The organism is Anaerolineae bacterium (assembly GCA_013178015.1).
In the GTDB taxonomy this organism is placed as follows: Bacteria; Chloroflexota; Anaerolineae; order DRVO01; family DRVO01; genus Ch71.
Window position 1 is genome coordinate 119,170 of the sequence record JABLXR010000008.1, and the last position, 11,222, is coordinate 130,391.

The following is an 11,222-nucleotide window of genomic DNA, read 5'->3' on the forward strand; positions in this document are numbered from 1 at the left end:
AAGGTGTGAGTCAGATGAAAGTATCGCCATCGGTCAAGAAACGATGCGACAAGTGCAAGATCATCAGGCGGCGTGGCGTGGTGCGAGTGATCTGCACCAATCCAAGGCACAAGCAACGCCAGGGCTAGTCGCTGCACGATTAGGGAAGAGGGAGAGGAAGCATGCCTCGTATAGCCGGAGTGGACCTGCCGCGGGACAAGCGAGTCGAGGTAGGGCTGACGTACATATACGGTATTGGGCGCTCGAGCAGCCGTCGGGTCCTGGCGCAGGCGGGAGTAGATCCCGACACGCGAGTGCGTGAGCTGACCGAGAGCGAGAGCAATCGGCTCCGCGAGCTCATCGAGCGCAACTATCGCGTGGAGGGAGACCTGCGTCGCCAGGTGGCCATGGATATTCAGCGGTTGGTGGAGATCGGCAGCTACCGGGGGCTGCGGCACCGCCGGAACCTACCGGTTCGCGGCCAGCGCACGCGGACGAACGCGCGCACGCGGCGTGGTCGTCCCAAGACGGTGGCCGGTCGTCGGCGCGCTCGGGCCAAGAAGTAGGGCTTGGTCCGTCGGCGGTTGATAGAGGCTACTAGGAGAGACTAGATGGGTCGAAGAAGAGGAGCTGCGGCGCGAGGCCGGCCTCGCCGTGAGCGCAGAACGGTGCCGGTGGCGCAGGCGCACATCACCGCTACCTTCAATAACACCATCATTACCATGACTGATCCGGACGGCAACGTGCTGGCTTGGTCCAGCGCTGGAGCGGTGGGGTTCAAGGGCTCGCGCAAGAGCACTCCCTACGCGGCCCAGCTGGCAGCGCAGGCGGTCCTGCGTGCTGCCAGTGACTTTGGGGTGCGCGAGATAGACGTCATGGTCAAGGGCCCCGGACCCGGTCGCGAGGCGGCGGTGCGCAGCTTCCAGGGTTCGGACATCACTGTGCGCTCCCTGTCGGACGTGACCCCGATCCCGCACAACGGATGCCGGCCGCCCAAGAAGCGGCGCATCTAGTGGTCGGTCGCGGCATGGGCACGAGATAGGGAGGGAGAATGGGTAGGTATACGGATTCAGTGTGCAAGTTGTGCCGCCGCGAGGGACAAAAGCTGTTCCTCAAGGGTGAACGCTGCTACAGCAACAAGTGCGCCGTGGAGAGACGTTCGTATCCGCCGGGAGAGCACGGGCGAGCGAGCCAGTTCCGCAGGCGGTCCGAGTCTGAGTACTCGCTGCAGATGCGGGAGAAGCAGAAGGCGCGTCGGCTATATGGTGTGATGGAGCGGCAGTTTAGACGCTACTTCGCCGAGGCGTCCCGCTCGCCAGGGCAGACCGGTCAGGCGTTGCTGGTCTTGTTGGAACGCCGCCTTGACAACGTTGTCTACCGGGCTGGGCTGGCGCGCTCGCGCGCCGAGGCCCGCCAGTTGGTGCGCCACGGCCACTTCGAGGTCGATGGGCGCAAGGTTGATATCCCCTCATACCTGGTCAACGCTGGGGAAGTCATACGTGTGCGGGATGGCAGCCGCGATTCCGCCATCTTCGACTTCGTTCGCGAGAGCGGTGGTCTGGTTCAGGTGCCGGACTGGCTGGACGCCGACCCGGAGTCGCTCTCGGTGGTAGTCAGGGCAGTGCCGGAGAGGGAGAACATCGAGGTCCCGCTCGACGAGCAGCTTATTGTTGAGTACTACAGCCGATGAGGCGGGATCGCTTGGTCTGTTCGGACTAGCCCAGGAGGGTATTTCACTTGGTGGACAAAGTATTCCCGAAGATAGAGGCCACTGCCGTATCCAAGCAGTACGGTCGTTTCGTCATCAGTCCTCTGGAGTCGGGCTATGGGCTGACCCTGGGCAATGCACTGCGTCGCGTGTTGCTCTCTTCGCTATCTGGTGCCGCGGCTACCTCGGTGAGGGTGATGGGCGTCCAGCACGAGTTTTCTCCCATCCCCAACGCTCGCGAGGATATGACGACGCTGATGCTGAACCTGAAGCAGGTTCGATTCCGGCTGGAGGGGACAGATTCGGGCCGGGCCCGCTTGCGCGTCCGGGGGCCGGCCGAGGTGACAGCAGGGGACCTGGAAGCGCCGGCGGGGATTGACGTCCTCAACCCGGAGCAGCATCTGTTGACGCTGGATTCGGGTGGCTCCGAGTTCGAAATGGAAGTCACCGTGTCTACCGGGAAGGGCTACTCGCCTTCGGAAGAGAGAGGTAGCCTTCCCATCGGGGAGATCCCGCTAGACGCCATCTTCAGCCCCATTCGGCGCGCTACCTACAGCGTAGAGCGGGAGCGAGTGGGCCCCACCACCGACTTCGACCGGCTGGTGATAGAAGTATGGACGGATGGCACGGTTAGCCCGGAGAAGGCGTTGAGCGAAGCGGCCCAGATGCTGGTGGAGCACTTCCAGCTGGTGACCATGGCCGAGTCGGTGGAGGTGCGTGCCGAGGAGGAGCCCGAGACGGAGGCTGAGGCGCTGGAAGCGTCGCTGGACACTCCCATAGAGGCGCTGGACCTGAATGTGCGGGCCTACAACTGCCTCAAGAGGGCCGGCATATCCACGGTGGGCCAGGTCCTCTCCAAACTGGTCGTCAATGAGAACGAGCTCCTCGAGATCCGCAACTTCGGGCGCAAGTCTCTGGAGGAACTGAAGGAGAAGTTGACGGATCGCGGCCTGTACCCACCACCGGAAGGTTTCCAGCCCACGGAGGTCGACGGTGAGGGCCAGGAGATGCAGGGCGAGCCCGCCGGCGAAGGCACATCGTGATTCGGAGTTGCTGAGATGAGGCACAGGGTAAGCGGCCGGCGGCTGGACCGAAGCAGAGATCAGCGCAAGGCGCTCTTTCGCATTCTGCTGACGGAGCTGTTCCGCCACGAGCGCATACGTACTACGGAAGCCAAGGCTAAGGCCATTCGGTCGGAGGCGGAGCGTTTGGTGACGCTGGCCAAACGGGGCGATCTGAGCGCCCGCCGCCAAGTGGCGGCCACTCTCACCGATGAGACTGTGGCGCGCAAGCTGTTTCAGGACGGCGAGTTCGGGCGACGGTTCGCGAACCGGCAGGGCGGTTATACGCGTCTGCTGAGATTGGGCCGGCGGCAAGGCGACGGAGCCGAGATGGTCTTCCTGGAGCTAGTGGACTAGCCGGTGCGAGTGTCCGGATCGTGCAACGGTTCCTGGCGGTACTGGAGTACGACGGTACCGCTTTCCACGGTTCCCAGGTGCAGGGGCGCGGCAGGACAGTCCAGGGTGAACTGGAGTCGGCTCTGGCGCGGCTGGACGGGCGCCCAGTTAGGGCGATCCTGGCGGGACGCACTGACCGCGGCGTACATGCCAGCGGGCAAGTGGCCGCTTTCGACTTGCGACGAACCATGTCCGGCCAGGAGGTTGCCAACGCCCTGTGTGCCCTGCTGCCCGGAGACGTTTCGGTTCGGGAGGCAGCGCCAGCACCGGATGGGTTCCACCCGCGGTTCTGGGCCGAAGCTCGCCGGTATCGCTACCGAATACTGCAGCGACCGCGGAGGTCGGCCATCTGGGAGAGGTTTAGCCATCAGGTTCCCTACCGGCTGGACGTCAGCGGCATGCGGGCAGCGGCGCGGAACCTTGTGGGGCGCCACGATTTCCGTTGCTTTGGGCGAGCTCCGCAGGGTAACCACACCGTGCGCACCGTGACCAGGCTGGAGCTCGAGTGTTGCGGCGAGCACCTGGCCATAGTGGTGGAGGCGGACGCGTTCTTGCGGCGGATGGTCCGTCGGTTGGTGGGGACTCTACTGGATGTCGGGCGTGGCCGGACATCCGTGGAGCAGGCCGGCTTGCTGGTAGACGGCGGGCCGGAGTGCGCGGGCATCGGGCCGGCAGTTCCGGCCAAGGGGCTCACGTTCGAGGGCGTGGCCTACGACAGGGGCCGACTGGGGCTGGGTACGGGGTGCTGGTGGAGCTGCGATCCGTTGGTTCCGGCCCACTAACGCCACATCGGGATGAGGAGTTCGGCAGTGAGGACGTTTACACCTACCCCTAATGACATAGAGCGACGGTGGTACGTGGTGGATGCTGAGGGCAAGACCCTCGGACGGCTTGCGAGTGAAGTGGCCAAGGTGCTCTCGGGGAAGACGAAGCCCACGTACTCGCCGCACATGGACGTGGGTGACTTCGTCATAGTCGTGAACGCGGAGAAGGTGCGCGTTACGGGGCGCAAGCTCGAGCAGAAGACGTACTACCGGCATTCTCAGTACCCCGGCGGCTTGCGCAGCATCAGCTTGCGTGATCAGCTGCGGCGCTACCCCGAAAGGGTGATCCAGACGGCGGTGAAAGGGATGTTGCCCAAGAACAGGGTAGGGCGACACCAGCTGGGCAAGCTCAAGGTCTATGCCGGTGAGTCCCATCCGCACGAGGCGCAGAAGCCGGAGCCTTTGGAGATTTAGAGCCCAGCACGCGAAGAGTGGGAGGGAAGTGAATGGCGGAACAAGCATACCATTATGGAACCGGCCGCAGGAAGACCTCCAGCGCTCGGGTCAGGCTATACCCGGGTCAAGGCACGGTGGTGGTGAACGGCCGAGCGGCACAGGAGTACTTTCCGCGCGAGGGCGATATGGATTCCCTGCTGGAACCGTTGATCGCTGCCAACTTGCGCGATAGTTTTGACGTGGTGGTGAAGGTTGAGGGCGGTGGCATCTCCGGGCAGGTGGGGGCCGTACGGCACGGTATCGCTCGAGCGCTGCTGGCGTTCGATCCCGAGTTGCGGCCCACCCTCAAGCGCGGAGGCTTTCTGACCCGCGATCCGCGCATGAAAGAGCGCAAGAAGCCGGGCCTGAAGCGCGCCCGCAAAGCGCCTCAGTATACCAAGCGCTAGAAGCAAGGCGAACGCGGCGGCAGAGACAACGGCGGTGGGCCAGGGCGGCCTACCGCCGTTCTGGCCCTCGGGATGGTACGGCGGCGTGGCACCGAGGGCCGACCGTGGTATAGTGGCTCCAGCAGGCGACGCGGCACTGGGAGGATGTGAGCAATGAGACTGAGGTCAAGGCGACCGAGGATGGCTCTGAGCTGGATCTGGGTCGTCCTGCTGGCGCTGGGGCTGCTCCTGGCGCGCGGCACGCTTGCGGCATCCGCGCAGACGGGCAAGTCCTTCCACTGGAACCGTTACGACTACACCGTGGACATCCTCGAGAACGGTGACATGCTTTTCGAGGTGACCATGGCCTTCTCGTTCGACTCCGGAAGCTTCAGCCAGGGCTACTTCTCCTTCGACATGGATCGCCTGGAGGACGTCCGCGACGTCTCTGTGTTCGAGGGGGAGCGGGCGTACACGCCGGTGTCATCGGAGCGGGAGCACGGCTACCTGGCCACCGTGGATGACCAATTTGAGGTGCTCTGGTGGTTCCCACCCACGGCCAACGCCGAACGCACCTTCACTCTGCGATATCGCGTGATCGGGGGGCTTCGCATCTACGAAGAGGGGGACCAGTTCTGGTGGTTCTTCTACGCCGGTGACCGGCCCGGTCGCATAGACCAGGGCACCATCACGGTGCGCCTGCCGGGTAGCGTGGCTCCTGAGGAGTTGCGGCTTGCCTCCAATCCGGCCACCGTGCCCATCGAGCAGGTGGACTCGCGCACCGTCCAGGCTCGGGTGCAGGGACTGCCAGCCAACCAGTCGGTGGAGCTGCGCGTCCAGTTCCCCCATGGGCTGGTGCAGGCCCGTCCCCCGTCCTGGCAGGCAGCTGCCGATCGGCTGGTTGACTACAACGAGCGATGGCGCCCGGTGGTGGAGCTTGGGCTTCTGGCCCTGTCCATCCTGACGCTGGTGGGCGGCATCGGCGGGGTGGTGGCCCTCTGGTATAGCCGGGGTCGAGACAAGCCAGTCGGCGTGGTAGCCGAGTACCTGTCAGAGCCGCCCTCGGACCTCAGGCCCGGGCTGGCCGGCGCGCTGGTGGACGAGAAGGTGGACATCCAGGACATCCTGGCCACCATCGTGGATCTGGGCCGTCGGGGAGTTCTGGAGATCGAGGAGACCCAGCAACCCGGCTTCCTCGGTATCGGCGAGCGGCGCGACTTCGTCTATCGCCGGCTTGGTGGTGGAGCAGACCTGAGCCAGTACGAATCCACCCTTGTCTCTCAGCTGTTTGGGCAGAAGACCGAAGTCAGGCTATCCGAGCTGAAGAACCGGTTTTACCAGGCGATCCCTCGCATCGCCCGGGACATGTACGAGGAGCTGACGCAGCAGGGCTTCTTCCACGGCAACCCCGAGAAAGTCCGGGCCCGGTGGCAAGGCTTCGGCATAGCGGGCATCGTGCTGAGCTTCGTAGCCTTCCTCTGCCTCTCCGTGTTTATCTCCCAGTACGCGGGTACCTTCTTCTGCCTCCCTCTGGCTTCGGGAATTGGCTTTCTGCTGCTCACCATCGTCGGGTCGGCCATGCCTCGGAAATCGGAGGCGGGGGCTGAGGAAGCCGCTCGGTGGCAGGCGTTCAAGCGGTACCTGGAGGACATCGAGCGCTACGACGACCTGGGAGAGAAGAAGTCCATCTTCGAGCGCTTCCTCCCCTATGCCATCGCCTTCGGCATGGAGAAGGAGTACATCAGGAAGTTCAGTCGGGTGGAGGCGCCGGCGCCCACCTGGTACCACCCTTATCCTCCCGTCATCTACGGGGGTGGACGGCCCTATCCCAGGGAGACTGCGGCTGGTCCCACTCCGGTCTCGCAGACGGGCGGTGCAATGCCCTCTCTGCAGGGGATGAGCAACAGCATGTCGGCTTCGCTGCAGAGCATGAGCGACGGGCTGCAGAGCATGCTGAACTCGGCCTCCAGCACCCTCACCAGCCAGCCCCGCAGCAGCGGGTCCGGGGGCGGGGGCTGGAGTGGTGGAGGCGGCGGATTTGGTGGCGGTGGCGGAGGCGGGGGCGGATCGGGCGCCCGATAGGGAGGTAGGCACATTATGCGTAATAGCGGCAGGGTCCTTGGCCTCATTCTGGTGGGCGCCGGTGTGGCGCTGCTTCTGGTGGTGGCGCTCTGGGTGGGCGCCGGTGTCGCCAGTGGGCGGTACGAGGACCTGGCTGCCCCCGTGCTCGGCATCGGCATGGCGTTGCTCTTCGGGACGTTGCCCCTGGTCGCCATCGGAGCCTTCCTGCTCATCAAGGGTCGGCAGGAGGAGCGAGCCATGGCCGAGGTGCAGAAGGAGAGGCAGCTCCTCAACATGGTCCAGACCCGGGGCCAGGTAGACATCCCGTCGGCGGTGCTGGAACTGAAGGTGACGCGGGACACGCTCAGAGACTACATCTATGACCTGGTGGGCAAAGGGCTCTTCACCGGCTACGTCAACTGGGAGCGCGGCGTGCTCTACAGCCGGCAGGCCGCCGACATGCCGTCCGACCGTTGCCCCAATTGCGGCGGTGAGCTACAACTGGCAGGCAAGGGCGTTGTCCAGTGCCCGTACTGCGGGTCGGAGATCTTTCTTAGAGGCTGAGCCATCTCTGGAGGCGCGAAATGGACTACCGGGAAAGGATCGAGGGCGACCTGGGCGGCTTCGAGCGCCTGGTAAGGCAGATCCCGGGGTACCGGGGGTATAAGGAGCGCGAACTGGCGCGCGAGGCGGATCGCCTGCTGAGAGAGCGGCTCAGCAAGGAGCTCTACGAGCAGAGGGACCGGGTGCTCGAAATCGAGCGATCGCTCACTCGGGGCGGGGGCCTGAGCCTTCTCGGCGACCTGGACCTGGCCGTGCGCCGACTTGAGACGTTGTCGGACACCATTCGCACTGCCTCCTACGGGTACGCCGGGCTGTTCGACGCCATCAAGGTCGGCGAGCAAGAGCTGAATGCCCTGTACCAGCACGATGCCGGGCTTCTGGACGAGCTTCCGGCTCTCCGGGAAGCGGTGGACGCGGTGGAGTCGGCGGTAGGAGACTCCGAGTCCGTGCGCAAGGCTTCGGCGGCTCTGCTCCAGGTGGTGTCTGACATACGGCGACGGTGGGACGAGCGCCGGGAGGCGCTGGTGTCCCTGGGTTAGGAGAAGGTGGGCCGGAGACGAGGCGCCGGCCGTCACTGGGAGCGCCGGCTGCGACATGTAGCATAGGGAGGCTAGGATGGCCAGGGTGTTTGACGTAGTTGAGTTCATAGACGAGACCGGCAACGAGATGGTGCACCGGGTCCCCGAGTTTGGACCGGGGGACTTCCGGCTGGGCTCGCAACTGGTGGTTCGAGAGAGCCAGTGGGCGGTGTTCTTCCGCGATGGGAAGGCCCTGGACGTGTTCGGCCCCGGCCGGCACACCCTGACCACGGCCAACATCCCGCTGCTGGCCGGCTTGGTGAACATACCCTTCGGCGGGCGCACCCCATTCACGGCTGAGGTCTACTTCGTTAGCCGCCGGGACTTCATTGACCTGAAGTGGGGCACCGAGAACCCCATTCCCCTGCGGGACAAGGAGCTGGGGATAGTGCGGCTGCGGGCGTTCGGCACCTACGCTACCGCTGTGTCTGACCCGCAGCTCTTCGTGAACAAGATCGTGGGTACGCAGGGCCTCTACACCACGCCTCAGATCGCCAACTACCTGCGGGGGATCATCGTCAGTCGGCTGACCGATGTCCTGGGGGAGGTGGCGACCTCGCTCTTCGACCTGCCCGCCCTCTTCGACGAGCTGGCATCGGCGATCCGGGCCCGGTTGCTGGACGATTTCAGGGCTTTGGGCCTGGACCTGAAGGGCATGTACGTTGGCTCCATCACGCCCACCGAGGAGACCTCCAAGGCTATTGACGAGCGGGCAGCCATGGGAGCCATTGGCAACATGCAAGCCTACCTCCAGTTCAAGGCCGCTCGAGCCCTGGGAGACGCAGCCCAGGCCGGCGGAGGTGGGGAAGGGGGGCTGGCAGGGGCGGGCGTCGGTCTGGGCGCCGGCGTCGGGCTGGGCGCCGTGGTGGCCCGGGAGCTGGGCGAAGCCATCCGTGGTGGCCCACAGGCTCAGGCCGGTCCGGCGCAGGCTGCCTCTGGAGTGACGTGCCCCAAGTGCGGGACGGTGAACCAGCCGGGGGCGAAGTTCTGCACCAACTGCGGGACGGCGCTGGGCAGCATCAAGTGCCCCAACTGCGGCACGGACAACCCGGCCTCGGCGCGGTTCTGCAGCAACTGCGGGCAGAAGCTGCAGGAGTAGCCTCTAGCCAGTCAACGCCTGCCTTGAGGGGCCAGCTCGGCCATGCTATAAGGCGCCCACCATCAACCAGGAGGTCGCCGGCATGGCCGAGCTTCCATTCAGGCAGGTGCACCTCGACTTCCACACCTCTCCTCTGATTCCCGACGTGGCCTCGGAGTTCGACCCCGTACGCTTCGCCGATGGGCTGGCAGCGGCAGCGGTCAACTCGGTGACGGTGTTCGCCAAGTGCCACCACGGTATGTCCTACTACCCCACCGAGGTGGGGGTGGTCCACCCTGCTCTGGAGAGGGACCTGCTGGGCGACATGATCCGGGCCTGTCACCGTCGGGGGATACGCACCCCTGTCTACATCTCGGTGGTGTGGGACGAGCACGCGGCCCACATACACCCAGAGTGGCAACAGGTGTCGCCCTCAGGAGTGGCGGGGATCAACCCACCTTTCCAGGCCGGGTGGAAGTACCTCTGCATGAATAGCCCCTACCTGGACTACGTCGCGGCCCAGACGGAGGAGGTGGTACGCCGGTATCCAGTGGACGGCATCTTCTTCGACATCATCTTCCAGGCTCCGCCTGGATGCGTATGCAAGTACTGCTTGGATGGCATGGTGGACCGAGGGCTGAACCCTCAGGATGAGGACGACTTGCGCCTGTACTCGGCCGATGTGGCTCGACGTGCCATGCGCAGCTTGAGCGCCGTGGTGCGCGAGCACCGGCCGGAGGCGGGCATCTTCTTCAACGGCCGGGTGAGGCTGGCGCGAGATGCCGACTCCGGTCTGAGGGCCGAGCTTCCCTACATGACCCACATCGAAGTGGAGTCGCTCCCTTCAGGGGAGTGGGGATACTTGCACTATCCCATGTACGCCCGCTATGTGCAGTCGCTCGGCACCGAATTCCTGGGCATGACCGCTCGCTTCCACAAGTCGTGGGCCGACTTCGGTGGGCTCAAGAATCGGGCGGCGCTGGAGTACGAGGTCTTCAGCATGCTGGCCACGGGAGCCCGATGCAGCATCGGCGACCAGCTCCATCCGCGAGGCAGGCTGGAAGCGGCGGCCTATGAACGCATCGGCGACGTCTACCGATCGGTTGAGGCCAAGGAACCCTGGTGTCGAGGGGCGCGACCCATCCCGGAGGTTGCCGTGCTGGTGGCGGCAGAGGGCTGGGACCGGCGCGCGGACGTGGCTGCCGAGGAGGGAGCCACGCGGATGCTGCTGGAGTCCCAGTGGCAGTTCCAGCTGGTGGACCAGGAGGCGGACCTGGAGCAGTTTGCCTGCGTCGTACTGCCGGACCGGGTGCCCGTGGGAGCCGGTCTCGGGACGAAGCTGCGGCGGTACGTGGACGGAGGAGGGTCGCTGCTGGCCTCCGGACGGAGCAGTCTCACTAGCGAGGGCTTTGCCCTGGGCGACGTGCTGGGGATCGAGTACGCGGGCGAGGCGGAGTACACCACTCATTACCTCGATCTGGAGCGAGACCTCGGCCTCCCCGAGATGCAGCACGTGATGTATGAGGCGCCAGTCTTGGTGCGGGCTGAGGAGGGCACGAGGATCCTGGGTCGGATCGTGCGGCCCTACTTCGAGAGGAGTTGGGATCACTTCTGCTCGCACCGGCAGACACCGCCTGCGGCGGTGACGGAGTGGCCGGCGATAGTGCAGCGGGGCAGAGCCATATACCTGGCCAGCCCTATCTTTTCCGCGTATCGGCGGCACGGAAGCCGGGCCTATCGCCAATTGGTGGAGGGCTGCCTGAAGGCGGTGGCGCCGGCCAAGCTGGTTCAGGCAGAGGTGCCCACCGGGGCTCAGGTGACGCTGTTGCGGCAGGAGGGAAGGCTGGTGTGCCACCTGCTGTACTACGTGCCCGAGCGACGCACGCCCGACATAGACATAATCGAGGATGTGGTGCCGCTTTCGAACGTGAGGCTATCGGTGCGGCTGGGAGGGCCTCCGCGACGCGTGTACCTGGCCCCCGAAGGGCGCGACCTGTGCTGGGAGTACGGGGAGGAGAGGGCCAGCGTAGTGGTGCCCGAGGTACGGGGCCACCAGATGGTGGTGTTCGAGGCCTGAGCGGCTGTGACTTCATTCCTTCGCCGCACCAGAACGCCTACTGCGCCCGAGCCTGTAGTAAGCCTGAGAGGGGAG

Annotated in this window: 14 protein-coding genes; all 14 read left to right on the forward strand. The window is 65.1% G+C overall.

All coding sequences use genetic code 11. The features are described from left to right. The first annotated feature begins 14 nt into the window (after positions 1-14). The 14 genes from rpmJ (at position 15) to HPY83_04595 (ending at position 11,147) form a co-directional block, all read left to right on the forward strand. Entirely contained in the window at positions 15-128 is a 114-nt protein-coding gene (gene rpmJ / locus HPY83_04530; GenBank protein ID NPV07216.1) for a 50S ribosomal protein L36, read from the forward strand. A gap of 33 nt (positions 129-161) precedes the next feature. Further along, positions 162-545: a 30S ribosomal protein S13 gene (gene rpsM / locus HPY83_04535; protein ID NPV07217.1), complete on the forward strand. Its 384-nt coding sequence runs from the start codon at positions 162-164 to the stop codon at positions 543-545. A 45-nt stretch (positions 546-590) separates the two neighbouring features. After that, the gene (gene rpsK / locus HPY83_04540) at positions 591-992 is read left to right on the forward strand and encodes a 30S ribosomal protein S11 (GenBank protein ID NPV07218.1); all 402 of its coding nucleotides are present in this window, start codon (positions 591-593) and stop codon (positions 990-992) included. 38 nt (positions 993-1,030) lie between these two features. Next, entirely contained in the window at positions 1,031-1,669 is a 639-nt protein-coding gene (gene rpsD, locus HPY83_04545) for a 30S ribosomal protein S4 (protein NPV07219.1), read from the forward strand. A 47-nt stretch (positions 1,670-1,716) separates the two neighbouring features. Continuing rightward, positions 1,717-2,730, forward strand: a complete 1,014-nt coding sequence (locus tag HPY83_04550; protein ID NPV07220.1) for a DNA-directed RNA polymerase subunit alpha — start codon at positions 1,717-1,719, stop codon at positions 2,728-2,730. 15 nt (positions 2,731-2,745) lie between these two features. Further along, a complete protein-coding gene (gene rplQ, locus HPY83_04555) occupies positions 2,746-3,105 on the forward strand; it encodes a 50S ribosomal protein L17 (protein NPV07221.1) in 360 nt (119 codons plus the stop codon). Between the two features lie 20 nt (positions 3,106-3,125). Beyond that, positions 3,126-3,926 (forward strand): tRNA pseudouridine(38-40) synthase TruA, encoded by an 801-nt coding sequence (gene truA / locus HPY83_04560; protein NPV07222.1) that lies wholly within the window; start codon positions 3,126-3,128, stop codon positions 3,924-3,926. 27 nt (positions 3,927-3,953) lie between these two features. After that, entirely contained in the window at positions 3,954-4,382 is a 429-nt protein-coding gene (gene rplM / locus HPY83_04565; protein NPV07223.1) for a 50S ribosomal protein L13, read from the forward strand. Positions 4,383-4,414: 32 nt separating this feature from the next. Next, positions 4,415-4,810 (forward strand): 30S ribosomal protein S9, encoded by a 396-nt coding sequence (rpsI, locus tag HPY83_04570; protein NPV07224.1) that lies wholly within the window; start codon positions 4,415-4,417, stop codon positions 4,808-4,810. A gap of 153 nt (positions 4,811-4,963) precedes the next feature. Continuing rightward, positions 4,964-6,871 carry a DUF2207 domain-containing protein gene (locus tag HPY83_04575; GenBank protein ID NPV07225.1) on the forward strand — a complete coding sequence of 636 codons (1,908 nt, stop codon included), beginning with the start codon at positions 4,964-4,966 and terminating at the stop codon, positions 6,869-6,871. Positions 6,872-6,886: 15 nt separating this feature from the next. Beyond that, complete coding sequence (locus HPY83_04580; protein ID NPV07226.1) at positions 6,887-7,414, forward strand: hypothetical protein; 528 nt, start codon at positions 6,887-6,889, stop codon at positions 7,412-7,414. Between the two features lie 20 nt (positions 7,415-7,434). Continuing rightward, positions 7,435-7,953 (forward strand): hypothetical protein, encoded by a 519-nt coding sequence (locus HPY83_04585; GenBank protein ID NPV07227.1) that lies wholly within the window; start codon positions 7,435-7,437, stop codon positions 7,951-7,953. A gap of 76 nt (positions 7,954-8,029) precedes the next feature. Then, positions 8,030-9,091: an SPFH domain-containing protein gene (locus HPY83_04590; GenBank protein NPV07228.1), complete on the forward strand. Its 1,062-nt coding sequence runs from the start codon at positions 8,030-8,032 to the stop codon at positions 9,089-9,091. An 82-nt stretch (positions 9,092-9,173) separates the two neighbouring features. Beyond that, on the forward strand, positions 9,174-11,147 hold the full coding sequence (locus HPY83_04595) for a beta-galactosidase (GenBank protein NPV07229.1): 1,974 nt from the start codon (positions 9,174-9,176) through the stop codon (positions 11,145-11,147). Positions 11,148-11,222: the final 75 nt, after the last annotated feature.

Coding starts and splice junctions, on each gene's coding strand:
- rpmJ (NPV07216.1), top strand. CDS start 15: ATGAAAGTATCGCCATCGGTCAAGAAACGATGCGACAAGTGCAAGATC.
- rpsM (NPV07217.1), top strand. CDS start 162: ATGCCTCGTATAGCCGGAGTGGACCTGCCGCGGGACAAGCGAGTCGAG.
- rpsK (NPV07218.1), top strand. CDS start 591: ATGGGTCGAAGAAGAGGAGCTGCGGCGCGAGGCCGGCCTCGCCGTGAG.
- rpsD (NPV07219.1), top strand. CDS start 1,031: ATGGGTAGGTATACGGATTCAGTGTGCAAGTTGTGCCGCCGCGAGGGA.
- rplQ (NPV07221.1), top strand. CDS start 2,746: ATGAGGCACAGGGTAAGCGGCCGGCGGCTGGACCGAAGCAGAGATCAG.
- rpsI (NPV07224.1), top strand. CDS start 4,415: ATGGCGGAACAAGCATACCATTATGGAACCGGCCGCAGGAAGACCTCC.
- HPY83_04575 (NPV07225.1), top strand. CDS start 4,964: ATGAGACTGAGGTCAAGGCGACCGAGGATGGCTCTGAGCTGGATCTGG.
- HPY83_04580 (NPV07226.1), top strand. CDS start 6,887: ATGCGTAATAGCGGCAGGGTCCTTGGCCTCATTCTGGTGGGCGCCGGT.
- HPY83_04585 (NPV07227.1), top strand. CDS start 7,435: ATGGACTACCGGGAAAGGATCGAGGGCGACCTGGGCGGCTTCGAGCGC.
- HPY83_04590 (NPV07228.1), top strand. CDS start 8,030: ATGGCCAGGGTGTTTGACGTAGTTGAGTTCATAGACGAGACCGGCAAC.
- HPY83_04595 (NPV07229.1), top strand. CDS start 9,174: ATGGCCGAGCTTCCATTCAGGCAGGTGCACCTCGACTTCCACACCTCT.